Below are 24,044 nucleotides of genomic sequence, written 5' to 3'. Positions count from 1 at the left end.
AGAAGTTTGATCTTCTTGCTGGGCTCGCTGTGATCAGCTGAGCCTCGAATTCTACAACAGTTTTAAAGACCCTGTCAACTTTAAGTTTCTTGCTGCCGATTCAGTTAAACAACTGTTTCAGCAGCGCAGCCTTGCATTGTAGCCCGGTTTTTTGACCGGCCTGGCAAACAAGGCCAACTTTTTCCGCTTCACTTTCAGCCTGCCGTTTCCGGGAGGGCCGTGTTCAAAGCGGAGTGCAAATGTATCACGATCAAAAGGCTGAAAAAGGTATTTTTCTAATTTTTCTCAGCGTTTTCCCTAGTCTCGCCTGCGGCGAGACGCCGGCGCCCTGGCGGGGCGCCCGGCGAGGGCGCCGGCTGTAGGTTTTAGGGCGGCCGTCCATAATGCGCGAACCATGGCACTTATTACCTTAATCAACGCGCAACTGGCCTTCGGCCATGTGGCCCTGCTGGACCACGCCCAGCTTTCACTAGAGACCGGGGAGCGCATTGGTCTGATCGGACGCAATGGCGCCGGTAAATCTTCCCTGCTGAAAATCATCGGCGGCCTGGCCAAGCCCGATGACGGCCTGATCCAGGTCCAGTCCGGCGTGCGCATCTCTTATGTAGCGCAGGAGCCCCTGCTGTCGCCTGAGCACACGGTGTTTGAATCCGCTTCGGCCGGCATTGCGCATGTAATCACGCTGCGCGACCGCTACCTGGCGGGCGGCGAAGGCGAAGACCTCGACGTGCTGCAATCGGAAATCGAAGCCTACGACGCCTGGAACTGGGAGCAGCGCGTAGAAGAAACGCTGCAGCGCCTGCACCTGGACCCGAACGCTCTGGTCGGCACGCTGTCGGGCGGCACCAAGAAGCGTGTGGCCCTGGCCCAGGCCCTGGTCACCCGCCCGGATGTGCTGCTGCTCGACGAGCCCACCAACCACCTGGATCTGGATTCCATCGAATGGCTGGAAGGCCTGCTGGTGGATTTCAAGGGCAGCGTCATCGCCATTACCCACGATCGCAGCTTTCTGGACAGCATTGCCACGCGCATCGTCGAGCTGGACCGCGGCGTGCTGCGCTCCTACCCCGGCAATTTTGCGCAGTATGTGATTCAAAAAGATGAGCAGATGGCGCAGGAAGCGGTCATCAATGCCAAGGCGGACAAGCTGCTGGCCCAGGAAGAGGTCTGGATCCGCAAGGGCGTGGAAGCACGTCGCACCCGCAGCCAAAGCCGTATCGGCCGACTCGAGGCGCTGCGCGACAACCGCAACAGCCGCCGTGAAAAGCTGGGCAGCGTGAACATGGACATCGCCTCGGGCCGGGGCGACGGCTACCAGGGCAAGATCGTGGCCGAGCTGCACGACGTGAACAAGTCCTTTGGCGACAAGCTGATCGTCAAGGATTTCACCGCGACCATCCTGCGCGGCGACAAGGTCGGCTTGATCGGCCCCAACGGCGCCGGCAAGACCACGCTGCTGCGCATGATTCTGGGCAGCCTGGCGGCCGACAGCGGCCACATCCGCCAAGGCGGCAATCTGCAGATCGCCTACTTCGACCAGATGCGCCATGCGGTGAACCTGGACGCCACGCTCGAGGACTTCATCAGCCCCGGCAGCGAATGGATTGAAATCGGCAACCAGCGCAAGCACGTCAAGAGCTACCTGAGCGACTTCCTGTTCTCGCCGGCCCGCGCCCACTCCCCCGTGCGCTCGCTGTCGGGTGGCGAGCGCAACCGCTTGCTGCTGGCACGCCTGTTTGCCCGCCCCGCGAACGTGCTGGTGCTCGACGAGCCCACCAACGATCTGGACATCGACACGCTGGATCTGCTGGAAGACCTGCTGGCCAATTACGACGGCACGGTGTTCCTGGTCAGCCATGACCGGACTTTCCTGGACAACGTGGTCACCAGCACCATTGCCTATGAGGGCGACGGCCTGTGGCGCGAATACGAAGGCGGCGTGCAGGACTGGCTGGAGCAGTCGCGCCGCAGCAAGGCCCTGGCCGCATCGCAGGCCAAGCAGGCGGCCAAGCAACCCGTGGCGGCCCCCGCTGTGGTTGCTGCCCCTGTGGCGGCAGCCGCCAAGCGCAAGCTCAGCTACAAGGAGCAACGCGAGCTGGAACAGTTGCCCGAGCAGATCGCCGCGCTGGAAGCCGAGCAGAAGTCGATTCAGGCCGAACTGGCCGATGGCAGCATCTACGCCAAGGACGCAGCGCGCGCCGCAACGCTCGCCGCCCGCGATGCCGAGATCGATGAACTGCTGATGGACGCGCTCGATCGCTGGTCAAAGCTGTCCGCCTGAGCGCTCGCTGACCTGAAAAAAAGGAGCCTAGGCTCCTTTTTTCATGCCTGGCGTGCGCCGCCGTCAGATACGGTGGTGGGCGTTACCGGTGCGCAGGCGCGTGAGCAGGGCCGGGGCAATCTGCGTCAGCGGCAGCACTTCGTCGGCCGCGCCATGGGCGATGGCTTCGCGCGGCATGCCGAAGACGATGCAGCTGGCTTCGTCCTGCACGTAGTTGTAGCTGCCGGCCAGCTTCATCTCGCGCATCGCCACCGCGCCGTCGGCGCCCATGCCGGTCAGCATGACGCCCACCGCATTGCGCCCTGCGCAGGCGGCCACCGAGCGGAACAGCACTTCGACCGAAGGCTTGTGGCGGTTGACGGGCGCGGCATCGTCGATCACCGCCACATAGTTGGCACCGCTGCGGTTGATGGAGAAGTGCTTGCCGCCCGGCGCGATATAGGCGTGGCCCGGCAGGATGCGCTCGCCGTCTTCCGCTTCCTTGACCTTGATCTGGCACAGGCTGTTGAGCCGCGCCGCAAAGCTGGTGGTGAAGCCCGGCGGCATGTGCTGGGTGATGACGATCGCCGGGCAGTCGGCCGGCAAATGGGTCAGTACTTCGCGAATGGCTTCGGTGCCGCCCGTGGAAGCACCGATGGCAATGATCTTCTCGGTCGACAAGCGCCCCAGCAGCGGGGCCTGCGACGCCGGGGGCGTCTGGCTGGGCCTGGCGGCCGGGCCTCCGGTCGGTGCCGGCGCCGCGGCCAGCGTGCGGTGCACCCGGGCGACAGCCGCCACGCGGATCTTGTCGACGATTTCGCTGGCCAGGTCGCTCAGCCCGTTGGCCACGCCTACGCGCGGCTTGGCGACAAAATCGACCGCGCCCAGCTCGAGCGCCTTCATGGTCACTTCGGCGCCGCGCTCGGTCAGCGTGGAGATCATCAGCACCGGCATGGGGCGCAGGCGCATCAGGCGCCCGAGAAAATCGATGCCATCCATGCGCGGCATTTCCACGTCCAGGGTGATCACATCGGGATTCATCTCGCGAATCATTTCGCGCGCGATCAAGGGATCATTGGCCGTGCCAATGCACTCCATGTCAGTTTGTCGATTGATGATCTCGGACAAAAGGCTGCGCACCAGCGCAGAGTCGTCGACCACAATCACCCGGGTTTTACTGTTCATTCGCTCTGGCCTCTCTCAAAACAGGTCGACTGAGCCGCCTGCCGTCGCCCGCGCCAGGATGGCTGCACTGCCGCGAACCGCTTCCTGCGCCACCAGGGAATCCGGGTGCGCATGGGCCAGTCGCTTGACAAGGGCCTTGCCTGTCGCGGGGAAATACACCACCTTGCGGGGATAGATATCGAGCACATCCTCGGATACGAGGGGAATGCGCTCCGTTTGCAAATACTGCCGCACGAACGCGGTGTTGCGTTCGCCTACGTTCATTGTCGTGAAATTGTGCATGACCTGGCCGCCGCCAAAAATCTTGGCCTGCATGGTTTCGCGCCGTGCACCGAGCTTGAGCATTTCGTTGATCAGCAACTCCATGGCGTACGAGCCGTAGCGCCCGGAAGAGTCGCTGGATTCGCCGTCGGGCAACATGAAGTGGTTCATGCCGCCCACGCGCATGCTGCTGTCCCACAGGCAGGCCGCGATGCACGAGCCCAGCACGGTGACGATGGTCATGTTTTCGTTGGAGACGAAATACTCGCCGGGCAGCACCTTGACCGCGTTGTACTGGAAGTGGCTGTCAAAATAAAAGAAGCTCGCCTCGCCAGGGCGGCGCGCGCGCGCGCGCAAGGCCTCCAGCGACGACAGCGGTGCCGGCGCGTTGGCCGAAGGAAACAGGTCGCTGCGCAGCGGGGCGATGCGCGGTGCGCGCCGCCGCTCCTGTCCTGGCTGATCAGCGCCGTTCATAGACGGTTTTCCCGCGCAGGGTGAACAGATCGCGCGACTCGCTGAAGTTCTCGGCGTGGCCGACAAACAGCATGCCGCCGGGCTTCATCACGCGGTGGATGCGCTCGAGCACACGGCGCTGTGTAGGCGCGTCGAAATAAATCATCACGTTGCGGCAGAACACCACATCGAAGGGCTCGCGAAACGGCCAATCGTCGCGGATCAGATTGACGCTGAGGAACTCGATCAGGCGCTGCAGCTCGGGCTTGGCGCGGGCCATGCCGGCGTTCGACGCCTTGCCCTTGAGGAAAAAGCGCTGCTGGCGCTCGGCCGACAAGCCCTTGAGGTTCTCCAGCCGATAGATGCCGGCCGCGGCCGTCGCCAGCACGCGCGAATCGATGTCGCTGGCCATCAGCTTGAAGGAGGGGTTGGCACCCAGCGCTTCCAGCGCCGTCATGACGATGGAATACGGTTCTTCGCCAGTCGACGCGGCATTGCACCAGACACGCCAGGACGTGCCCGCGGGTTTGCTGCGCAGGTGGCTGGCCAGGATGTCGAAATGGTGTTGCTCGCGAAAGAACGCCGTGAGGTTGGTCGTGAGCGCATTCACGAATTCCTGCCATTCCGGGCCGTCGGTCTTCTCCAGCCAGGAAAGGTAGTCGTGAAAGCTGCCGTGACCCGTCTCGCGCAGACGCCGCGACAGGCGGCTGTAGACCATGGCGTGCTTGCCGTCGTGCAGGCTGATGCCCGCATGCTGGTAGATCAGCGCCTGCACCCGTGCGAAGTCGGCATCGGCCCAGACGAATTCACGGCCTTGCACCAGCGGGCTGCTGGTGCTCTCGCCGCCTGGCAGGCTCATCACTCCACTGCCACCAGACCCATGTCTTCACTGGACATGAGCTTTTCGATGTCCAGCAGGATCAGCATGCGTTCACCCACCGAGCCCAGGCCGGTGATGCTGCCGCTGTCGATCGCGCTGTCGATGTCCGGCGCCGAGCGTATGGCCTCGGGCGGCAGCTCCATCACATCGCTGACCGAGTCCACCACGATGCCGACCACGCGCTGGTGCATGTTCAGGATGATGACGACGGTGAAGCTGTTGTACTCGGCCTTGGAACAGTTGAACTTCAGGCGCATGTCCACGATGGGGACGATGGTCCCACGCAGATTGACCACGCCTTTGATGAAGGCCGGCGCATTCGCAATGCGCGTCGGCGGCTCGTAGCCGCGGATTTCCTGCACTTTCAGAATGTCGATGCCGTATTCCTCCTGGTCCAGGCGGAACGTCAGGTATTCACGCGCGGCCGTACCCTCGGCCATCTTGCCCATCACGCTCATGATTGATCTCTTTCTCTTTGAATAGCCGCCATGGCTTGCACGCCATGGCGGGTCTGCAGTGTTCTATCGTCGGGGTTCAATGGCGCACGCGGCGCACCAGGCTGCCGGTGTCCAGAATCAAGGCCACCGTGCCGTCGCCCAGGATGGTTGCACCCGAAACGTTGGGCACCTTGCGGTAGTTGGATTCGAGGTTCTTGACCACCACCTGGTGCTGGCCCAGCAATTCGTCGACCAGCAAGGCCACGCGGTTGCCGTCGGATTCGACGACCACCATGATGGCGTTGGGGGCGCTGCCTTCGGCGCGCGGCACTTCGAAGATGCGTTCCAGCGCGATGACCGGCATGTACTCGTCGCGCACCTTGACCAGTTGCGAGCCCTGGGCCACGGTGTTGACGTCGTCGGGCTTGACCTGGAAGGACTCCACCACCGACGACAGCGGCAGGATGTAGACCTCATCGCCCACGCCCACCGACATGCCGTCCATGATGGCCAGCGTCAGCGGCAGGCGCACGGCGACGCGCATGCCCACGCCCTGGACGGAATCGATTTCCACCGAACCGTTGAGTGCGGCGATATTGCGCTTGACCACGTCCATGCCCACGCCGCGTCCCGAGACATCGGTGACCACATCGGCGGTGGAGAAGCCTGGCGCGAAGATCAGCTGCCAGACGTCGGCGTCGGCCATCTGGTCCGACACGTCCAGGCCGCGCTCACGCGCCTTGCTCAGGATTTTTTCGCGGTTCATGCCGCGGCCGTCGTCGCGCACTTCGATGACGATGGAGCTGCCCTGGTGCGAAGCCGCCAGCGTCAAGGTGCCGTGCTCGCTCTTGCCCGCGGCCAGTCGCTCTTGCGGCGTCTCGATGCCGTGGTCCACGCTGTTGCGCACCAGATGCGTCAGCGGGTCGGTGATTTTCTCGACCAGGCCCTTGTCCAGCTCGGTGGCTTCGCCCTGGGTCTGGAACTCGACTTTCTTGTCGAGCTTGCCGGCCAGATCGCGCAGCATGCGCGGAAAGCGGCTGAAGACCGTGGACATGGGAATCATGCGGATCGACATCACCGATTCCTGCAGATCCCGGGTGTTGCGGTCCAGATCGGCCAGGCCGGCCAGCAGTTGCTGGTTGACCGACGCTTCCAGCCCACGGCTGGTCTGCGCCAGCATGGCCTGGGTGATGACCAGCTCGCCGACCAGATTGATCAGCTGGTCGACCTTGTTCACCGCGACGCGGATGCTGGTCGACTCCATCTGGGCAGGGCTGGCCGCGCGAGCGGCGGGCTTGGCCGATGGGGCCTGGCCCGCGAGCACGGCGGTGTCGGCCATGTCGGCGGCCAAGGGCTCGCCGGGTGCGCCGCTGAAGAACCCATAGGCTTCGTGGGCCGGTGGATAGACCACGGCCGCATCGTTCAGCTCTACGAATACTTCGGCCACGACCTCAGGGACGCCAGCGCCAGCGGCCGCGGAAATCTGTACCTGCTCCTTGGAAACATGGAAGGCGAACAGGTCGAGCAAATCGTCGTCGGTCGACGTGGTGCTGACGCTGAACAGGCGGCAGCCCGCATCGGCGCACGGCAGGTCGCTGATGCTGCCCAGGCCGGGAATATCCCGGAACAGTTCCTTGATGGAATCGGCCAGCTCCACGCGCTCCAGCGGTCCGATGCGAATGTGCAGCGCGCGCGCGCCATCGACCGATGCGGGCGCCGGTGCGGGCGCGGGCGTGACCACCCGGGCCGGAGCCATGGCCGGGGGTGCGACGGGCACCACCACTACCGGCGCAGGCGCGGCCGCAGGCACCAGCCCCGCGGCCAGTTCGCTGATGCGCCGCACCAGGTCCAGGGTGGAAATGACCTCGCCGCTGCCGCCCGCCTGGTGGCGTGCGAGCAGACTGCGCGAAGCGTCCGCCGACTCCAGCAGCACATCGACCATCTCCGGGATGGGCGTGATTTCATGGCGGCGCAGCCGGTCCAGCAACGACTCCATCTTGTGGGTCAGCTCCGCGACGTCGGCAAAGCCGAAGGTGGCCGAGCCGCCCTTGATCGAGTGGGCGCAACGGAAGATGCCGTTGAGCTCTTCGTCGTTGGCCGCCGAGAGGTCCAGACTGAGCAGCATCTGCTCCATCTGGTCGAGATTCTCTCCCGCCTCTTCAAAAAAGATCTGATAAAACTGGGTCAGGTCAAAATCTGCGCCTGCCCCGCCTGCATCGTGCTGTGTGTCCGCCATCTGTTTTCCTGTATTTCGTGGATCATCCGCGCCAAGCAGGCTCAGCGGATCACCTTTTGTATGACTTCGATCAATCGGTTGGGGTCAAAGGGTTTGACCAGCCAGCCTGTGGCACCCGCAGCGCGGCCGGCCTGCTTCATCTGGTCGCTCGACTCTGTAGTGAGAATCAAAATCGGGGTGTTCTTGAACCGGGGGAGCTCACGCAACCGGCGCGTCAGGCCGATCCCGTCAAGATTGGGCATGTTCTGGTCGGCCAGCACCAGGTCAATTTGCTGTGACTGCGCCTTGGCCAGTGCATCCAGACCATCCACCGCTTCCACCACGTGATAGCCCGCACCGGACAGGGTGAAGGAGACCATTTTTCGCATGGAAGGGGAATCGTCTACAGCAAGAATTGATCGCATGTAAGGCTCCAACTGACTTTTAAATAGGGGGCTTGGGGCAGGAAGATGTCAAAACAGTTCGACTGAACCGGCATGCATCTCGCTCTGGGTCACAGGATTGGGAAGCTGGGAAGCAGCGGCTGCTGGGGGCGCGTCCACTTCGCCGTCTTCGCTTCCCATGGTCGCGTTCGCCAGGCGAAACGCGCAAGTTTGCAGTTCCCGTGTGGTGTGGCTGATCAATTGGCTCGCCAGGTCATGGAATTGCAGCTCGGTCACGGCCGAACGCAAGACCTGACGCGCGGCCGCGAGCCCACCGCCATCGTCCGCATCCGCCTGGTCCAACAAGGCGTGGGCCTCGTCAAAACGGGAAATCAGGTTACCGGTGGCGTGGTTGAGCAGGCCCTGGAGGCGATGCAGGTCGTGCATCACCACCAGCAGCGCGTCCTGCACGTCGGCCGCCACCATGACTGGCAGCTGGACCGCAGGCTGTCCCGACCCTGTTAGCGTTGACTGCATCGTTTTTCCAGCGTCCTGCTCGGACGCAAATGCCCCACAAACCACGCTGGCCACACCAGAGTGAACCCACCGCCCGACACAATGCATGCCGGACGCATCCCGCGCGACCCACCGCGAACCACATGGCCAATGAACCAGCACTTACCAAGTGTGTTCCAAGATGTATCCTATGATAGCGCCCCTATGGATATCGAAAGCGCAGATCAAGCCCTGCATATCCTCCATATCGAGGATTCAACCGCCGACCAGGGTCTTGCACGCATCACGCTGCGCCGCGCCGGTCTGGCCTGCCGCATCCAGACCGTGGAGACTTTTGACGATCTGCAGCAGGCGCTGGCCACCCAGGTTTTCGACCTGATCCTGGCCGATTACCACCTGCCGGGGTTCACGGCCCTCGATGCCTGGGCCCTGGTCGAGCCACTGAGCCCGCGCCCGCCTTTTGTCTTGCTGTCGGGTGCCATTGGCGAAGCCGCGGCGGTGGACGTCATGCGGCTGGGGATGACCGACTTCCTGCGTAAGGAAGACATGGCGCGCCTGCCACTGGTGCTGACACGGGCCATGGAAGTGCATGAAGCGCGCCGCGCCAAGGAGCAGGCCATGGCCGAACTCGCGCTGTCCGAGCGACGCCTGGCCGAGCTGACCGAGCACCTGCAGTCATCGATTGAAGAAGAGCGGGCCTCGATCGCCCGTGAAATCCATGACGACATCGGCGGTTCGTTGACCTCGGTCAAGTTCGACCTGGCCTGGATCACCCGCAATTCGCCGGCCAATCAGGCACTGCAAGCCCACGCGGGCGCGGCGCTGGAAATGCTGCAGCACGCCCTGGGCGCGAGCCAGCGCATCATGATGAACCTGCGCCCGCCGGTACTGGACCAGGGGTTGGTGGCCGCCGTGCAATGGCTGGCCGAGAATTTCGAGCGCCGCACGGGCGTGCCTGTGCAACTGCGCACCAGCAGCGAACAGATGGCGACTTCGCCGGAAGTCCAGCTGGTGGCCTACCGCACGGCACAGGAAGCTTTGACCAATATCGGCAAATACGCCCAGGCCAGCCGGGTGGAAATCGAGCTGTCGGACCGCGAAGGCTTTCTGACGCTGGAGGTGACCGACAATGGCTGCGGCATGACCGCCGAACAGCGCGAAAAGCCCCGCTCTTTCGGCTTGCGCGGGCTGCATGAACGGGCACGCACCGTGGATGGCTGGCTGGATGTCAGCAGCCAGCCGGGCCGGGGGACCTCCATCATCGTGTCCGTGCCTTTGCCATCCCGACTAACATAGCAAGCTGTTTATTCTGGGAGACCCTCTTTGATCCACGTGGTGATATGCGATGACCATGCGATCTTGCGCCGAGGCATCCGCGATACCTTGATGGAAGCCGAAGACATTACTGTCACGGCCGAAGCCTCGGGTTATTCGGAGCTGCGCGAGGTACTGCGCACCGCCGCCTGCGATGTCCTGCTGCTCGACCTCAACATGCCGGGGCGCAGCGGGCTGGAAGTGCTCGCCAGCGTGCGAGAGACACATTCGACCATCAAGGTACTGGTCGTCTCCATGTACCCGGAGGACCAGTACGCGCTGCGCTGCCTCAAGGCCGGTGCGCAAGGCTACGCCAACAAGGCCGGCGATCCGGTGGTGTTGATCGACGCCGTGCGCGTGGTCATGCAGGGGCGCAAATACCTCACGGCGGAAGTCGCCCAGATGCTGGCCGACAGCCTGTCGCAGCCCGTGCTGGAAGTGCCGCACGAGAGCCTGTCGGAGCGCGAGCTGCAGACGCTGTTGAAAATCGCTTCGGGCAAGCGCCTCACGGACATTGCCGAAGAGTTGATGCTCAGCCCCAAGACCGTGAGCGTCTACCGCGCGCGCGTGCTGGAAAAACTGCAGCTGAGCAACAACGCCGAGCTGACGGTGTACGCGATTCGCAACCAGTTGGTGTGAGCGGGTCGCCAGTCCTGCCCTCTCCACTGAGGGCAGGCGGTGAAATGTGGATGGAACCTTTGCCGTGAGTGGGTCACTCACCACCCGTCTTCTGCTGCGCAGAACGCAAAGAATCCAGAATGGCAAACGCGGCCTGGGGCATGGCGCTGGGCTTCCAGCATCCATCTGCGATTTTCCTGGCCGCGGCTGGAAAACACCACTTCATTACGGACATGCCCACTACCAACACGCTTGGTCCTCGGATCACCCTCAGGCACGATTTCCGGCTGGGTGCCGAAACCCAGGAGCCGGCCGTAGCGGATGCAGGCCCTGCGCATGACGCCGAAAACGCCCCCAAACAACGCGTCATCGAGGCCTATCAGAACGGGATCGCCAGCTTGTGCCAGGTTCTGGACCCAAACAAGCATAGCGACGGGAATCAGGACGGGATCGCGAGCGTGCCCAAGGTTCCGGACGCCGACATCTCTCGGAACAAGGCAGCGATCATCCTGCTGCAGCAGTTCGCGGCTTTCGTGGCTGCCGGGCTCGAGAGCGGCTTCAAGGAAGACATTCGCGAGCATTACATGACCCAGGTCCACAGGGACTTCGATCTGTTTTGCACTCTGCTGCAAAAACAGAACCTGCCACCCGACACGCGCCGGCAGGCCATCCTGAACCTGGCCGATGGCGTCGCTGTCTGCGCGCCTGGCGTGGCCCAGAACATAGAGGCCGCCACCCGGGAGTTGAAAGCGCTCACCAGCGGTGTCGCGCAGAACTTCGTCAGCCAGTTGATCACTCTCATCGAGAATCAAGCCCAGGCGTTCATGCGTGAGCGCAAGGTCGGCGCCCATCCAGGCAACGAAATTCACTACGTGGCGACTTTCTTCAATCAGGTCGCCCACTACTTCAGCCTGCCCCAACGCACGGATGCCTTCATTCCCGTGCTGGCGCCAGCCCTGCTCGAGGCCGGCACCCGGCATATTCTCGATAGCGTCACGGCAGAGCGCGTGATTGAGCATATGGCGGAGGATTGCCTCGCGTGCGTCCAGGAGTTCTATGCAAGCAGCCACCCGGAGGTGTGCACTACCGCATTCGATGCACAGATACTGGGCGACATGTTCCTGAAGTTCGAGAACGACCTGGGCCCGCGCCTGGAGGCCCGCTTTGGACCCATGGGCGAGGAAAACTTCTTTCCGCCATGCCCCACAAGTGCAGACGAGCGCTACCGGCTGGCGCGCGAGACCTCGCTCATCGCGCGCTCCATCGCTCGCAATCTGCGCGAGGCCGGCATCGTCGATTTCAAAGCGACCTATGTGCTCGGCGAGAAAGGCCCGGGCCTCAAACTCAAGCAGCTCGGCGAGAACCTGTTCTATGTGAGTGAAACCTACAAGAATGATCCCGAGGACGAGGATCAGGGCCGGCACCTCCACCAGCACCATACGCTGGAACAGTTCGTTCTGGCGGACATGGCAAGAGGCCAGTCGCTGCTCGAGCAGCTCGCACTGGCGGCTGTCACCCAGCCTGAGGCCAAGGCTGCGAAAAACACCTTTCTGGAGAACTTTCCGGCCTCCCTGCTGAAGGAAATGCAGGACGCGGCCAGCAAGGAGCAGGCCGCCGGGCTGTTCGAACAAGCCCTGTCGCTGCTGCCATCCGCCGCCGACAGGGACGCCGTCACCGCCGTAACGCTGGAGCTGGCGCGCCTGAGCAAGCAGATGGACATCGTCAATCTCATCTTCGGCAAGCTCAGCCCCGAGCAGCTCGACATGGGCAACCCGCACAACAACACCACGCTGGAACTCGCGCTGCTGTACCAGCAAGCCGATCTCATCCGGACACTCATCACCACCATCAGCCCGGAGCAATTGAGCCTTCAGGACGGCAATGGCGCCACCGCACTGATGCACGCGCTGGAATACGCGCAGCAGCACCAGCAACCTGAATTCTCCCTGGCGCTCATCGACAAGATGCGCCCGGATCAGCTCAGCCTGCAGGAAAGGAATGGCAACACGGCACTGATGTACGCGCTGATGAACCGGCAGTCCGCGCTGGCCGAGAAGCTCATCGACAAGATGAACCCCGAACAGCTGAGCCTTCAGGACATAGACGGCTACACCGCGTTGATGTGCGCCCTGGAGTACCAGCAACCCGAGCTCGCCAAGCTACTCATCGATGCCTCGAGCCCTAAGCAGCTGCGCCTGCAGAACAGGTACGGGCAAACCGCCAGGATGATCGCGAAGCGGCACCAGCAGCCAGAGATCGCCCAGTTCCTGAAGGAAAAGACGAACCGCCTCTGGTCATTTTTCTACTGACCCTGCACCCAGAGGCCGGCGCGGAGTGCCTAGATCTGCACCCCGAAAATATCCATGGCCCGCTGCAGCAGCGCCATCAGCGGCTGCTCCAGCATGGGCAGCGTGGCCACGATGCCGATCAGGCCCACGGTGAGCGTGACCGGAAAGCCCACGGCATAGATGTTCATCTGCGGCGCGACGCGTGAAATGATACCCAGCGCCAGGTTGACGAACAGCAGCATGGCAATCATCGGCAGGGCAATCCAGAACGCGCTGGCAAACACCGCGCTGCCCATTTCATGGATACGCATCTGCGCCAGCGAGTCCATGAAGTGGCCGTCGACGGGAAAGGATTCGAAGCTCTTGATCACGGCCATGAGCAGCAGCAGGTGGCCATTGATCACCACGAAGATCAAGGTGCCGATCTGCATGAAGAAACGCGAGATCGCGCTGATCTGCGCATTGCTGGCCGGGTCGAAGAACGACGCGAAGTTCAGGCCCATTTGCAGGCCGATCAGCTCGCCCGCGATTTCCAGCGCGGCAAACACCAGGCGCACCGCAAAACCGATGGACAGACCGACCACGATTTGCTGCACCAGCGTGCCCAGCGCCTGCGGAGAATTGATGCTGACCACGGGCTGGCCGACCAGCGTGGCCTGAGCGCACACGGCCACCAGAAAGGCCAGACCGACCTTGGCGCGCACGGGAATGGCTTTTTGCGAGAACACCGGCGCCGTGGTGAACAGCGCCAGCACGCGGACAAACGGCCACAGCACGGGCGAGATCCAGGCCATGAGCTGGGCTTCGCTGAAGGAAATCACGGCGGACCGATACGAAAGAACGGGAAAAGACGCGGCTGCGCCTTAGCCCAGCGCCGAGGGAATGGATTCGATGGTGCGCCGGATGAAGTCCACCAGCGTACTCAGCATCCAGGGGCCGGCGATCGCAAACACGGCCACGGCCGCCAGCAGCTTGGGCACAAAGGCCAGCGTGGCTTCATGGACCTGGGTCACGGCCTGGAAAATACTCACCAGCAGGCCCACGGCCATCACCACGCCGAGCACCGGCAGGGAAATCATCAGCAGCAGCATCAATGCGTCGCGGCCGAAGGTCAATACCATCTGCGAAGTCATGGGACGTCCTAGGTCGCGAAGCTCGCGGCCAGCGAGCCTATGAGCAGGTTCCAGCCGTCGGCCAGCACGAACAGCATCATCTTGAACGGCAGCGCCACCAGCACCGGCGACAGCATCATCATGCCCAGCGACATCAAGATGCTGGAGACCACCATGTCGATGACCAGGAACGGAATGAAGATCATGAAGCCGATCTGGAAAGCGGTCTTGAGCTCACTGGTGACGAAAGCCGGCACCAGCACGCGCAGTGGCGCGGTTTCGGCCGTCACGCCCGCTTCCAGCTTGGCCAGCCGTGCGAACAGTGCAAAGTCGGAGTGCCGCGTCTGCTTGAGCATGAAATCGCGCATGGGCGCTTCGGCCTTGGCCGCTGCATCCTCGAAGCTCATGGTGTTCGCCGTGTAGGGAACGTAGGCTTCCTTGTAGACGCGGTCCAGTGTCGGGCCCATCACAAACATGGTGAGGAACAGCGACAGGCCGATGATCACCTGATTGGGAGGTGCCGACTGCGTGCCCAGCGCCTGGCGCAGCAGCGACAGCACGATCACGATGCGGGTGAAGCCCGTCATCATCAACAGGATGGCCGGCAGGAAGGACAGCGCGGTAAAGAACAGCAGTGTCTGGATGGGCACGGAAAAGCTGGAACCGCCGCCCGAGCCCACGAGCAGGGGCAGGCTGGCGCCCGCGGCCGACTGCGCCAGCGCCCAGCCGGGCAGCAGGCCCGCGGCCAGCAGTGCGGCCTTGGCCACGCGTGCCGTTTGCTTATTCGCCATGGGATGCCTTGCTTGCGCTGACGCCCTGGCCGGCGGTCTGCGCCGCGGCCATGGCCTGGGTAAATGTGGTCACATCGGCTGCGGCGGGTGCATTGGGCACTGCCAGCGGCGCGGCCGCGGTCGAGCCCAGCACGTGCAGGCAGTTGATCTGCTGGGCGGTCACACCCAGCACCAGCCGGGTCTTGTGTTCGCCTTCGCCGACTTCGACGGTCACGACCCGCTGGTGCGCGCCCACGGCCACGGCCGACAACACGCGCGTGGTCACATCACCGCCGCGCGCCATCGCCTGGCGCTGCTGCATGCGTTTGAGCAGCCAGGGCAGCGAGGCGACAAAGGCCACGAAGGCCAGTACCGCCAGCAGCGTCTGGGTCATGTTCGAACTATCCACGGCTGACTCGGCGCAGACGCTCGGAAGGGGTCACCACGTCGGTCAGGCGGATACCGAACTTGTCGTTCACCACCACCACCTCGCCCTGGGCGATCAGGTAGCCGTTGACCAGCACGTCCATGGGCTCGCCGGCCAGTGCGTCGAGTTCGACCACCGAGCCCTGGGCCAGTTGCAGGATGTACTTGATCGGCACCTTGGTGCGGCCCAGCTCCACCGACAGCTGCACCGGAATGTCCAGCACCATGTTGATGTCGTTGACGGCCACATCGCCGCCCGAGAAGCCTGGGCGCGTGGACTCGCCGCCCAGCGGTCCGCCCTGCTCCACGTCCACGGTCTGGCTGTCGCTGACCCGTTGCTCCTGCAAGGCCTCGGCCCAACCGGAAAACGCGTCATCGCTGCTTACGTCAGGGGTGTTGTCATTTGCCATGTTTTTCTCCCATCCAATTCGCATCAGTGCCTCTCAGGCATTGCTCGATGCGGATTGCGTATTTGTCGTTGTGTGTGCCGTACTGGCACTCGAAGATAGGCACGCCGCCAATCGAAGCGCGGATGCGCGGTTCGCGGTCGAGCTCGATGAAATCGCCGGCCTTCATGGCCAGCAGTTGCTCTACGGTCGCATCGGCGCGGGCCAATTCAGCCACCAGCGTCACTTCCGCGGCCTGGATTTCACGCGTCAGCACCTTGACCCAGCGGCGGTCCACTTCAATGGAGTCGCCCTGGGTGGAGGAATACAGCACGTCGCGAATCGGCTCCAGCGTTGCATACGGCATGCAGATGTGGATGGAGCCCGAGATGTCGCCGATTTCCAACTGAAAGGCCGTGGAGACGACGATTTCGCTGGGCGTGGCGATGTTGGCGAACTGGGGCTGCATTTCCGAGCGCTGGTAAGCCAGCTCCAGGGGATAAATGCCGTGCCAGGCCTTGCGGTATTCCTCGCAGATCACATCCACCAGGCGGTTGATCACGCGTTGCTCGGTGTGCGAGAAGTCGCGCCCTTCGATGCGGGTCTGCAGCCGGCCGGTGCCGCCATAGAGGGTGTCGATCACGCCGAAGACCAGCGAAGGATCGCAGACCACCAGGCCGTTGCCGCGCAGGGGGCGGATCGCGACGATGTTGAAATTGGTGGGCACCGCCAGGTCGCGCAGAAAAGCGCTGTAGCGTTGCACCGTCACCGTGCCGACCGAGACTTCGGGGCTGCGGCGAATGAAGTTGAACAAGCCGATGCGGAAGTTGCGCGCAAACCGTTCGTTGACGATTTCCATGGTGGGCATGCGCCCACGCACGATGCGCTCCTGACTGGAGATGTCGTAGTTGCGGACCGTGCCGGCCTCGACTTCTTCGATCGCCGATTTCTGGCTCTCTCCGGTGACCCCTTCCAAAAGGGCATCGACTTCTTCCTGGGAGAGAAATGAATCACTCATGACAGATCCCTTGGATGTTCACTGGATGATGAAGCTGGAAAACAGCACGCGGCGCACAGCGCTCTCGCGGCGGCGCGGACGCTGGGTCTCGTCGGCGCCGTCATCCGACGCGGCACGCGCGGCCGGCGCTGCGCCCAGGCCCAGCGGGCGGCTGACTTCGTCGCGGATGTCGGCGGCCAGCTTTTCCTTGCCTTCGCGCGCCAGCAGCTCTTCCGAGGAACGCTGCGAAACCAGCATCAGCACGCCGTTGCGAATGCTCGGCAGGTATTGCTTGACCACCTTGGCCGTCTTGTCATCCTGCAGCTCGAGCGTGATGCCGATCTGCACAAAGCGGTCGCCGCCGGGATCGGCCAGGTTGACCACCATATTGTCCAAAGGCAGGAAAGTGGGCACCAGGACTTCGGCGCTGCTCGCTTGCACTTCGTCGCCTTCCTGGTTGCGCGCATTGAGGAACAGGAAAGCGGCCGCAGCCAGAACGGCCAGCACCACGACAATGGCGCCAATCAGGACCAGCTTGCTCTTGGCGGGTTCCTTGGCGGGTTCCTTGGCGGGGGCTGTGGCGGAAGGTTTGGCGGACACGTTGGGTTTCCTTGGCTGTGGAGCAGTCCGCCCCTGGCCCCACACGGGCACAGGTTTGGCTCACTGATGCCGCCTATTATTCCGCCTCCAGTGCCAGCGCATGGCCTGAATAGAAGCGCTAAACCCCGGCTTTACCGGAGCTAGGGCCAGCTCTTATCCATGGCGATCGCACCGCCCACCATCTATGCAACTGTCGCGCCCCAGCAAGGGGCAGCGAGGAAGGGGTGCCCTGCCGTCCCCTCCACCGCAGGTTGAGAGGGGGAAGCCGCGTAAGCGGCTCAGGGGGTGTTTCTTTTCAAACGAACAGATCCACGGCACGCAAAGCGTCGGGGCGGGCGCGCAGGTCCGCCGAGACCACGGCGGTCAGGGGGGCGCCGCCATCGCCGCGCTGCGCGGACGAACGACCGGCGCCGTCACCGCCAGCGGAAGCGCCGCTGTCCTGGCGGCCGGCATCCGCGGTTTGCACCGAGACCCCCGCCAGCGTCAGGCCTTGTTGCTCCAGCAGTTCGCGCAGCTGCGCGGTGCTGGCATCGAGCATGTCCCGCGTCTGCTGCTCATTGCTGCGGAAAGTGACATGGGCTTCGCCGCCGGTCACGACCACCTGCACCTTGACCGGCTGGCCCTGGCGGTCGATGGTCAATTCCGCGCGTTGGGTCTTTTGCTGCACCCAGAACGCGACCTGCTCCGACAGTGCATCGGCCTGCGCTTCGTCGGGCGGTGACAGCACGGCGTCCGCCGCGGGTGCGGCCTCGGCCCCCTCCGCGGGCGCATGCGCCACCGTTTCGGCAAGTCCTACCGTGCCTGCAGGGGAAGCGCCGGTGTCGGTGGCCGCGGTACTTCCGACGGCACCGGACAGGGGCGCCGCGGCCCGGTCCGCGGCAGCCACGGGAACCGCTTCCATCTGTGCCAGCAACGCCGCCAGACCGGGGGCCGGCGTGTTGCGCTCCGCGCCGCCGGCCGCCTGGGTCAACGACAAGGTGCTCGGCGCCTGGGCCGATGTGCTCGTTTCCTGCGTGGCAGCCGCGCCCTGGGTCAAGGCCGCGCCTGTGCCCGCGCCCGCCTCGGCGCCCGCGCCCTTGGACTGGTGCGTCTGCAGACCCGGTGCCGCGGCCGGCTGGCCCGGGGCTCGCTGGCCCGCGCCCATGGGCAGGGCCGCAGGGCCGGTCGCGCCTTCACCGCTCTGCGGTGTGCGGCCATCGCGTTGCGCGGCCTCGGCAGCGCCGTCCATGCGCGCCGTCTGTCCGACCAGGCTGGCCAAGGAGAACATGCCCGCCTCGGCCATCGCCTGCGGCGTCAGCCCGGACCACTCCACGGACGTGATGGCAGCAGAATCCACGGCTTCGCCGGGGCTTGGCATCAAGGAGGGAGCGGCCACATCGGCCAGGAGCTGCGAAAAGCCGAGCTTGGCCCCCGAATTCTCGTCCTCGCTTCCGGATACCTGACGCAGGCCAACATTGCGAGCAACCTGGTTCGCCAGGACGGGCTTCTGTGGGGAACGGATAGAGGAATTTTCCATGCTCATGCTTCCTGGAACTGCATGCCAAAAGTGCGCCCGATGAACTGCAGGGCCGCGCGCTCATCGGTTTGTTTCTGTTCGCGGCGCGTTTGCGCCAGGGCGATGTCACGCCGGCGCGCGGCCACCACTTTTTCCAGGCTGGTCAGCCGCAGCTCGCAGGCCATCAGCGCTTTCTGCGCCGCTTCCAGCCGGATGGACTGGTCCTGAATGACCTTGGTCTGCAAGCCGGCGGCATGGCTGAGGCGCTCCATGAACTGGTACTGGTGGTACATCACTTCCGGCTGCACGGCCTGGTTTTCGTGCGCGCCCCAGCGCTGCTGCATTTGCTCGGCGTAGTCCTGCAGCTGGTCCATCTGCTCCTGCGCCGCCTGACGGGCCCGCACCCGCACCTGCAGCGCCTGGCGCGCCTCGTCACGCTTGCGCATTGCTGCTTCGATAGCCACCATCAGTGCATTCAGCGACGACATTCCAGCCCTTCAGGTTATTGACCCAGCACCGTCGCCATGCCCGAGATACTCTCGTCCATGGTGGCGGCTTCAAACATGTTCTGCTGCAAAAAGCTGGCCATGGAAGGCTGCAGCTTCACTGCCTCATCGATCTGCGGGTCCGAGCCCGCGACATAGGCACCGACCTGGATCAGGTCGCGGCTCTTCTGGTAGCGCGAATACACGGCACGGAAACGCCGCGCCAGCTCGAAATGCTCGCGCGGCACCACGTTGTGCATCACGCGCGAAGCCGACTGCTCGATGTCGATGGCCGGGAAGTGGCCGGTTTCGGCCAAGGCGCGCGACAGCACGATGTGACCGTCCAGAATGGCCCGCGCCGCATCGGCAATCGGGTCCTGCTGGTCGTCGCCTTCGGACAGCACGGTGTAGAAGGCGGTGATCGAGCCCACGCCGTTGAGGCCGTTGCCGCTGCGCTCGACCAGCTGGGGCAGCTTGGCAAAGCACGATGGCGGATAGCCCTTGGTGGCCGGCGGCTCGCCGATGGCCAGCGCGATCTCGCGCTGGGCCATGGCATAGCGGGTGAGCGAATCCATCAGCAGCAGCACATGCTGGCCCTTGTCGCGGAAATGCTCGGCAATCGCCGTCGCATAGGCCGCGCCCTGCATGCGCAGCAGCGGCGGCGCGTCGGCGGGCGCGGCCACGACCACGGCGCGGCCGCGGTCCTCCGCGCCCAGAATGTCTTCGACGAATTCCTTGACTTCACGGCCGCGCTCGCCGATCAGGCCGACGACGATCACATCGGCCTTGGTGTAGCGCGCCATCATGCCCAGCAGCACGCTCTTGCCCACGCCCGAACCGGCGAACAGGCCCAGTCGCTGGCCGCGGCCCACGCTCAGCAGCGCGTTCAATGCGCGCACACCGGTGTCCAGGGGCTCGCGCACCGGGTCGCGGTCCATGGCATTGATCTGGCGGCGGTCCATGGGCTCGGCCGTGACGTCCAGCACCGGGCCGCCATGGTCCAGAGGCTGGCCTTGCGAATCCACCACGCGGCCCAGCAGGCCGTCGCCCATGGGCAGGCGCAGCATGCCTATGGCCTGGGACACGGGAGCCTGGGGCTCACCCCAGCGCGGCACAGGCACGAAGGCCGGCGCCGGCGACACCGCCGCGCCGCTCGACAGGCCCTGGATATCACCGGCCGGCATCAGAAACGCTTTTTCGCCTGAAAAACCCACCACTTCGGCCAGCACCGGCTCCTGGTGGGGCATTTGCACATGACACTGCGCGCCCACGGGCACGCGCAGGCCCGAAGCTTCGAGCACCAGGCCCGTGAGGCGGCTCAGCGTGCCGCGGCTTTCCAGTGCCACGGGTTGGACGTAACGCGCACGCGCGCCCGCCACGAAATCTTTCCAGGGGGCCAGAGCCGCTTCATTGGCCATGACCGCCCTCGTACCAGGAAGACACCAGGCCCAGCGCGGCCACGGCCCGGCGCCAGCGGGAGTCCAGGCCGCCGTCGATCACGGCACCGCCCGATTCCACGCGCACATCGCCAGCCGCCACCGTGGCGTCGGCCGACCACTGCAGCTTGCCCGCGGCGCCATGCTCGGCGCGCAACGGCGCGTCCAGCACTTCCCAGTCCGCGGGGTTGAGTCGCACGCTCACGGGCCGGCCTTCGGTGACCAGCATGTCCAGGGCTTCGCGCACCACGGGCAGCAAGGCCTCGGGCTTGCAGGCCAGTTCCTGGCGCACCACCTGGCGCGCGATGTCGCAGGCCAGTTGCAGCACTTCGGAAGCCATGTTCTGTTCCAGCGCCTGCAGGCTGCTGTCGCACTTGTCCACCAGGGCTTGCAGACGCTGCGCGGTCTCGCGGCCTTCGCCCGAGGTGTAGCTGTCCATGCGCTGCTGCCATTCGTTCGTGGCTTCGGCACGGCCCTGGGCCTGGCCTTGCGCCCGGCCTTCGGCATGCGCCTGCGCACGGGCCTGCTCCAGCAGCTCTTGCATGCCGGCCGCATCGTGCTGCGGCTGCAACGGCGCCTCATCCACGACATCGACCGCCACTTCCTGCGGCATTTCGGTTGGCTCCAATGGCAAGGCCTGCACCAGGCCTGAACCACCCACCGAACCGAAGCGCCACTGCACCACGGCGTTGGCGTCGATTTCCTCGCTCGGAATGAAGCGCGAATGCGAATGGTTAGACATAGCTGTCCTCGGCGCCGCCGCCTATGGTGACCTGGCCTTCTTCCGCAAGGCGGCGCACCACCTTGAGGATTTCCTTTTGCTGCGCTTCGACTTCGGACAGGCGCATGGGACCGCGCGACTCCAGGTCTTCGCGCAAGGCTTCGGAAGCCCGCATCGACATGTTGGCCAGAATCTTGTCGCGCACTTCCATGGTGCCGCCCTTGAGCGCCACGATCAGCGTCTCGGAGGCCACTTCGCGCAGCACCAGCTGCAGCGAACGGTCGTCGAGCTTGACCAGATCGTCGAACACGAACATCTTGTCCATGATCTTCTGCGCCAGGTCCACGTCGTAGTTGCGGATGGTGTCGAGCACGGCCACGTCGGCGTTGCCGCCGAGCTGGTTGATCATTTCCGCCGCGGTCTTGACGCCGCCCAGCGAGGTCTTGCGGATCTTGTCGCCGCCCGCCAGCACCTTGAACAGCACTTCGTTGAGGTCCTTGAGCGCCGTCGGCTGTATGCCTTCGAGCGTGGCCACGCGCAGCACCACTTCGCTGCGAAAGCGCTCGGGCAACTGCATCAGCACGGCCGCGGCCTGTTCGTACTCCAGGTGCACCAGGATCGCCGCGACGATCTGCGGATGCTCGCCGCGCAGCAGCTCGGCCACCGACAGCGGGTCCATCCACTTCAGGCTTTCGATGCCCGAGACATCGCCGCCCTGCAGGATGCGGTCGATCAGCAGCGATGCCTTGTCCTCGCCCAACGCGCGGCGCAGTACCGAGCGCACGTAGTCGCTGGCGTCGTTGACCAGCAGGCTTTGCGCTGCGGCATCGTCGGTGAAGCGGTTGATGACGAAGTCCACTTTCTCGCGCGAAACGCCGCGCATGCGCGCAATCGTTTCGCCGAGTTTTTGCACTTCTTTGGGCGACAGGTGCTTGAACACCTCGGCCGCCTCTTCTTCGCCAAGAGACATCAGCAAGATGGCAGCGTCGTTCAGGCCTCGTTCATCCATAGGAAACTTGTCCGTCCATAGCGGGGATCAGCTTTCGCCGTTCACCCAGGTTTTCACAATATTCGCCACGGCGATCGGGTTTTGCTTGGTCAGCGCGCGCGCCTGTTCCAGACGCAATTGACTGTCCGTGGGCTGCAGGTCTGCGACCGGCGCGGCCAGTGCCGGACGCTCGGGGTTGTCGGCTTCCAGCGCGTCGAGCTGCATGCCCTTGGGCGCATTGCGCGCCTTGAGCAGCGGCCGCACCAGGCCCAGAATCAGGATGGCCGCGAACAGCGCCAGGCCCAGCGGCCAGGCCAGCGTGCGGATCAGCTCCATCGTTTCGGGCTGCTTCCACAAAGGCAGGGCCACCACCGGCGTAGAGTCGTCGCGGAACGGTGCATTCATCAGGTTGACCGAGTCACCGCGGTCCTGGCTGAAGCCAATCGTCTCGCGCACCAGCGCCAGCATCTTGGCCTGTTGCTCGGCCGTCATCGCCTGCTGCACCGGCGCGTGGCCGGGCTCGGCCACCACCGGCTGGTAGTTCACCACCACGGCGGCCGTCAGACGCTTGATGGAGCCGCTGCCGCTGCCGCGCGTGACGCGCACCGTCTTGTCCACTTCGTAATTCGTCACCGACTCGCGCTTGCTGCCGGGCGCCGCGCCTTGCTGGCCGGCCGCCACGGGCGCCGGGTTGGCGCCATTGACGGGCGCCGCGGCTGCCACGGGAGGCTGGTTGCTGGTCGCGCCAGGCACGCCCGTGGGCTGCGGCGGCTGTTGCACGCCGGAGCTTTCCACCACCTGCTGGCTGCGCACCACCAGGCTGTCAGGTGCCTGGTTGGGGCGATGCTGCTCCGAAGTCGATTCGGTCTGGGTGAAATCCATGTCGGCCGTGACCTGGGCGCGCACATTGTCCTTGCCGACCACGGGTTCGAGGATGTCCAGAATGCGGCGCGTGTACTGCTGCTCGAGCTGCTGGGTGTACATCAGCTGCTGCACGTCGACCTGGTTGCCGCTGCCGTCAGGCGACTGCGACAGCAGCTTGCCCGTGTCATCGAGAATGCTCACCGCCGAAGGCTGCAGTTCGGGCACGCTGGATGCCACCAGGTGCACGATGCCGGCGATCTGGGCGCGATCGAGGAAGCGGCCGGGATGCAGCGTCACCAGCACCGAGGCCGATGGCTTTTGCTGCTCGCGGAAAAAACCGTTCTGGTTGGGCAGCGCGAGATGGATGCGCGCGCTCTGCACCGAGGACAGTGCCTGGATGGAGCGCGTCAGTTCACCTTCGAGGCCGCGCTGGAAATTCAGACGTTCCTGGAACTGGGTGATGCCGAAGCGGCTGTTTTCCATCAACTCGAAGCCCGTGACCGAGCCCTTGGGCAGGCCCTGGGTAGCGAGCTTGAGGCGCACATCGTGGACCCGGTCGGCCGGGATCAGGATGGCACCACCGCCTTCGGTGTACTTGTAGGGAACGTTGAGCGTGGTCAGCTGGGCGACGATGGCCCCGCCATCCTTGTCACTCAGGTTGGAGAACAACACCTTGTAATCGGGCTGGCGATTGAACATCAACGCAGCGACCAGGCCCACCACCACCAGGGCGGCTACGGCGCCCAGGCGCAGGCGTTGCCCCCGGTCCATGGAGGACAACCGCTGTTGCCACGAAGGGCTTGCGGGAGGATTTGCGGCGGGAGCCATTTCAGCGACTGCAGACATCTTGATTCCAATAGAGTGAGGCCCAACAGGGAGCCTGACGTGGGGCCGATTATTCGGACTTCGGGCGTAAACGTTCCGCGGATAAGCCGCGCCTTTGGGTATCTATTT

At 64.3% G+C, this 24,044-nt stretch carries 23 protein-coding genes and 1 pseudogene; 4 read left to right on the top strand and 20 right to left on the bottom strand.

All coding sequences use genetic code 11. The features are described from left to right. The first annotated feature begins 394 nt into the window (after positions 1-394). A complete protein-coding gene (locus N0K08_RS18605; RefSeq protein ID WP_261501887.1) occupies positions 395-2,281 on the top strand; it encodes an ATP-binding cassette domain-containing protein in 1,887 nt (628 codons plus the stop codon). 117 nt (positions 2,282-2,398) lie between these two features. Here N0K08_RS18605 and N0K08_RS18600 read toward each other — a convergent pair. From N0K08_RS18600 to N0K08_RS18570, 7 genes and pseudogenes are all read right to left on the bottom strand, one after another. Beyond that, positions 2,399-3,445, bottom strand: a pseudogene (locus N0K08_RS18600) (protein-glutamate methylesterase/protein-glutamine glutaminase); the annotation flags it as partial. Between the two features lie 15 nt (positions 3,446-3,460). Then, positions 3,461-4,180, bottom strand: a complete 720-nt coding sequence (cheD, locus tag N0K08_RS18595; RefSeq protein WP_261501885.1) for a chemoreceptor glutamine deamidase CheD — start codon at positions 4,178-4,180, stop codon at positions 3,461-3,463. After that, the gene (locus N0K08_RS18590; protein WP_261501884.1) at positions 4,167-5,018 is read right to left on the bottom strand and encodes a CheR family methyltransferase; all 852 of its coding nucleotides are present in this window, start codon (positions 5,016-5,018) and stop codon (positions 4,167-4,169) included. Before N0K08_RS18590 ends, cheD begins: the two co-directional genes overlap by 14 nt. Next, complete coding sequence (locus N0K08_RS18585) at positions 5,018-5,497, bottom strand: chemotaxis protein CheW (RefSeq protein ID WP_261501883.1); 480 nt, start codon at positions 5,495-5,497, stop codon at positions 5,018-5,020. The genes N0K08_RS18590 and N0K08_RS18585 overlap by 1 nt, the downstream gene beginning before the upstream one ends. 76 nt (positions 5,498-5,573) lie before the next feature. Then, entirely contained in the window at positions 5,574-7,712 is a 2,139-nt protein-coding gene (locus tag N0K08_RS18580; RefSeq protein WP_261501882.1) for a chemotaxis protein CheW, read from the bottom strand. 41 nt (positions 7,713-7,753) lie between these two features. Next, positions 7,754-8,116, bottom strand: a complete 363-nt coding sequence (locus tag N0K08_RS18575; protein ID WP_261501881.1) for a response regulator — start codon at positions 8,114-8,116, stop codon at positions 7,754-7,756. Between the two features lie 48 nt (positions 8,117-8,164). Beyond that, on the bottom strand, positions 8,165-8,611 hold the full coding sequence (locus N0K08_RS18570) for a hypothetical protein (protein ID WP_261501880.1): 447 nt from the start codon (positions 8,609-8,611) through the stop codon (positions 8,165-8,167). Positions 8,612-8,794: 183 nt separating this feature from the next. Here N0K08_RS18570 and N0K08_RS18565 point away from each other — a divergent pair, with 183 nt between their 5' ends. The 3 genes from N0K08_RS18565 (at position 8,795) to N0K08_RS18555 (ending at position 12,831) form a co-directional block, all read left to right on the top strand. Then, positions 8,795-9,886 (top strand): hybrid sensor histidine kinase/response regulator, encoded by a 1,092-nt coding sequence (locus N0K08_RS18565; RefSeq protein WP_261501879.1) that lies wholly within the window; start codon positions 8,795-8,797, stop codon positions 9,884-9,886. 27 nt (positions 9,887-9,913) lie between these two features. Next, complete coding sequence (locus N0K08_RS18560) at positions 9,914-10,543, top strand: response regulator (RefSeq protein ID WP_261501878.1); 630 nt, start codon at positions 9,914-9,916, stop codon at positions 10,541-10,543. Between the two features lie 119 nt (positions 10,544-10,662). After that, positions 10,663-12,831, top strand: a complete 2,169-nt coding sequence (locus N0K08_RS18555) for an ankyrin repeat domain-containing protein (RefSeq protein ID WP_261501877.1) — start codon at positions 10,663-10,665, stop codon at positions 12,829-12,831. A 29-nt stretch (positions 12,832-12,860) separates the two neighbouring features. On the opposite strand, the gene fliR is transcribed toward N0K08_RS18555, so the two are convergent. From fliR to fliF, 13 genes are all read right to left on the bottom strand, one after another. Continuing rightward, positions 12,861-13,631 carry a flagellar biosynthetic protein FliR gene (gene fliR / locus N0K08_RS18550; RefSeq protein WP_261501876.1) on the bottom strand — a complete coding sequence of 257 codons (771 nt, stop codon included), beginning with the start codon at positions 13,629-13,631 and terminating at the stop codon, positions 12,861-12,863. 42 nt (positions 13,632-13,673) lie between these two features. After that, on the bottom strand, positions 13,674-13,943 hold the full coding sequence (fliQ, locus tag N0K08_RS18545) for a flagellar biosynthesis protein FliQ (RefSeq protein ID WP_213305961.1): 270 nt from the start codon (positions 13,941-13,943) through the stop codon (positions 13,674-13,676). Positions 13,944-13,951: 8 nt separating this feature from the next. Then, on the bottom strand, positions 13,952-14,713 hold the full coding sequence (gene fliP, locus N0K08_RS18540) for a flagellar type III secretion system pore protein FliP (RefSeq protein WP_261501875.1): 762 nt from the start codon (positions 14,711-14,713) through the stop codon (positions 13,952-13,954). After that, the gene (locus tag N0K08_RS18535; protein WP_261501874.1) at positions 14,703-15,086 is read right to left on the bottom strand and encodes a FliO/MopB family protein; all 384 of its coding nucleotides are present in this window, start codon (positions 15,084-15,086) and stop codon (positions 14,703-14,705) included. The genes fliP and N0K08_RS18535 overlap by 11 nt, the downstream gene beginning before the upstream one ends. A 7-nt stretch (positions 15,087-15,093) precedes the next feature. Next, positions 15,094-15,528 (bottom strand): flagellar motor switch protein FliN, encoded by a 435-nt coding sequence (fliN, locus tag N0K08_RS18530; RefSeq protein WP_261501873.1) that lies wholly within the window; start codon positions 15,526-15,528, stop codon positions 15,094-15,096. Then, on the bottom strand, positions 15,518-16,522 hold the full coding sequence (gene fliM, locus N0K08_RS18525) for a flagellar motor switch protein FliM (RefSeq protein WP_261501872.1): 1,005 nt from the start codon (positions 16,520-16,522) through the stop codon (positions 15,518-15,520). The genes fliN and fliM overlap by 11 nt, the downstream gene beginning before the upstream one ends. 18 nt (positions 16,523-16,540) lie before the next feature. Continuing rightward, the gene (locus tag N0K08_RS18520) at positions 16,541-17,101 is read right to left on the bottom strand and encodes a flagellar basal body-associated FliL family protein (protein ID WP_408642976.1); all 561 of its coding nucleotides are present in this window, start codon (positions 17,099-17,101) and stop codon (positions 16,541-16,543) included. A gap of 295 nt (positions 17,102-17,396) precedes the next feature. Beyond that, complete coding sequence (locus N0K08_RS18515; protein WP_261501871.1) at positions 17,397-18,617, bottom strand: flagellar hook-length control protein FliK; 1,221 nt, start codon at positions 18,615-18,617, stop codon at positions 17,397-17,399. Between the two features lie 2 nt (positions 18,618-18,619). Next, on the bottom strand, positions 18,620-19,084 hold the full coding sequence (locus N0K08_RS18510) for a flagellar export protein FliJ (protein WP_261501870.1): 465 nt from the start codon (positions 19,082-19,084) through the stop codon (positions 18,620-18,622). Positions 19,085-19,098: 14 nt separating this feature from the next. Next, complete coding sequence (gene fliI / locus N0K08_RS18505; RefSeq protein ID WP_261501869.1) at positions 19,099-20,499, bottom strand: flagellar protein export ATPase FliI; 1,401 nt, start codon at positions 20,497-20,499, stop codon at positions 19,099-19,101. Then, positions 20,489-21,259: a FliH/SctL family protein gene (locus N0K08_RS18500; RefSeq protein ID WP_261501868.1), complete on the bottom strand. Its 771-nt coding sequence runs from the start codon at positions 21,257-21,259 to the stop codon at positions 20,489-20,491. Before N0K08_RS18500 ends, fliI begins: the two co-directional genes overlap by 11 nt. After that, positions 21,252-22,247, bottom strand: a complete 996-nt coding sequence (gene fliG, locus N0K08_RS18495; RefSeq protein WP_261501867.1) for a flagellar motor switch protein FliG — start codon at positions 22,245-22,247, stop codon at positions 21,252-21,254. The genes N0K08_RS18500 and fliG overlap by 8 nt, the downstream gene beginning before the upstream one ends. Before the next feature lie 27 nt (positions 22,248-22,274). Further along, entirely contained in the window at positions 22,275-23,936 is a 1,662-nt protein-coding gene (fliF, locus tag N0K08_RS18490) for a flagellar basal-body MS-ring/collar protein FliF (RefSeq protein WP_261501866.1), read from the bottom strand. Positions 23,937-24,044 lie beyond the last annotated feature (108 nt).

The sequence above is a fragment of the Acidovorax bellezanensis genome, from assembly GCF_025421555.1.
Taxonomy (GTDB): domain Bacteria; phylum Pseudomonadota; class Gammaproteobacteria; order Burkholderiales; family Burkholderiaceae_C; genus Comamonas; species Comamonas bellezanensis.
Note: the sequence above shows the minus strand (reverse complement) of the source record. Positions and strands in the feature narration are given on the sequence as shown.

What these genes read in the sequence shown, in the direction of transcription:
- N0K08_RS18580 (WP_261501882.1), bottom strand. Translation starts at nt 7,712, where the DNA reads ATGGCGGACACACAGCACGATGCAGGCGGGGCAGGCGCAGATTTTGAC.
- N0K08_RS18570 (WP_261501880.1), bottom strand. Translation starts at nt 8,611, where the DNA reads ATGCAGTCAACGCTAACAGGGTCGGGACAGCCTGCGGTCCAGCTGCCA.
- fliF (WP_261501866.1), bottom strand. Translation starts at nt 23,936, where the DNA reads ATGTCTGCAGTCGCTGAAATGGCTCCCGCCGCAAATCCTCCCGCAAGC.
- fliI (WP_261501869.1), bottom strand. Translation starts at nt 20,499, where the DNA reads ATGGCCAATGAAGCGGCTCTGGCCCCCTGGAAAGATTTCGTGGCGGGC.
- fliM (WP_261501872.1), bottom strand. Translation starts at nt 16,522, where the DNA reads ATGAGTGATTCATTTCTCTCCCAGGAAGAAGTCGATGCCCTTTTGGAA.
- fliQ (WP_213305961.1), bottom strand. Translation starts at nt 13,943, where the DNA reads ATGACTTCGCAGATGGTATTGACCTTCGGCCGCGACGCATTGATGCTG.
- N0K08_RS18585 (WP_261501883.1), bottom strand. Translation starts at nt 5,497, where the DNA reads ATGAGCGTGATGGGCAAGATGGCCGAGGGTACGGCCGCGCGTGAATAC.
- N0K08_RS18515 (WP_261501871.1), bottom strand. Translation starts at nt 18,617, where the DNA reads ATGGAAAATTCCTCTATCCGTTCCCCACAGAAGCCCGTCCTGGCGAAC.
- fliG (WP_261501867.1), bottom strand. Translation starts at nt 22,247, where the DNA reads ATGGATGAACGAGGCCTGAACGACGCTGCCATCTTGCTGATGTCTCTT.
- N0K08_RS18565 (WP_261501879.1), top strand. Translation starts at nt 8,795, where the DNA reads ATGGATATCGAAAGCGCAGATCAAGCCCTGCATATCCTCCATATCGAG.
- fliN (WP_261501873.1), bottom strand. Translation starts at nt 15,528, where the DNA reads ATGGCAAATGACAACACCCCTGACGTAAGCAGCGATGACGCGTTTTCC.
- cheD (WP_261501885.1), bottom strand. Translation starts at nt 4,180, where the DNA reads ATGAACGGCGCTGATCAGCCAGGACAGGAGCGGCGGCGCGCACCGCGC.
- N0K08_RS18590 (WP_261501884.1), bottom strand. Translation starts at nt 5,018, where the DNA reads ATGAGCCTGCCAGGCGGCGAGAGCACCAGCAGCCCGCTGGTGCAAGGC.
- fliP (WP_261501875.1), bottom strand. Translation starts at nt 14,713, where the DNA reads ATGGCGAATAAGCAAACGGCACGCGTGGCCAAGGCCGCACTGCTGGCC.
- N0K08_RS18510 (WP_261501870.1), bottom strand. Translation starts at nt 19,084, where the DNA reads ATGTCGTCGCTGAATGCACTGATGGTGGCTATCGAAGCAGCAATGCGC.
- N0K08_RS18535 (WP_261501874.1), bottom strand. Translation starts at nt 15,086, where the DNA reads ATGACCCAGACGCTGCTGGCGGTACTGGCCTTCGTGGCCTTTGTCGCC.
- N0K08_RS18500 (WP_261501868.1), bottom strand. Translation starts at nt 21,259, where the DNA reads ATGTCTAACCATTCGCATTCGCGCTTCATTCCGAGCGAGGAAATCGAC.
- N0K08_RS18605 (WP_261501887.1), top strand. Translation starts at nt 395, where the DNA reads ATGGCACTTATTACCTTAATCAACGCGCAACTGGCCTTCGGCCATGTG.
- N0K08_RS18555 (WP_261501877.1), top strand. Translation starts at nt 10,663, where the DNA reads ATGGCAAACGCGGCCTGGGGCATGGCGCTGGGCTTCCAGCATCCATCT.
- N0K08_RS18575 (WP_261501881.1), bottom strand. Translation starts at nt 8,116, where the DNA reads ATGCGATCAATTCTTGCTGTAGACGATTCCCCTTCCATGCGAAAAATG.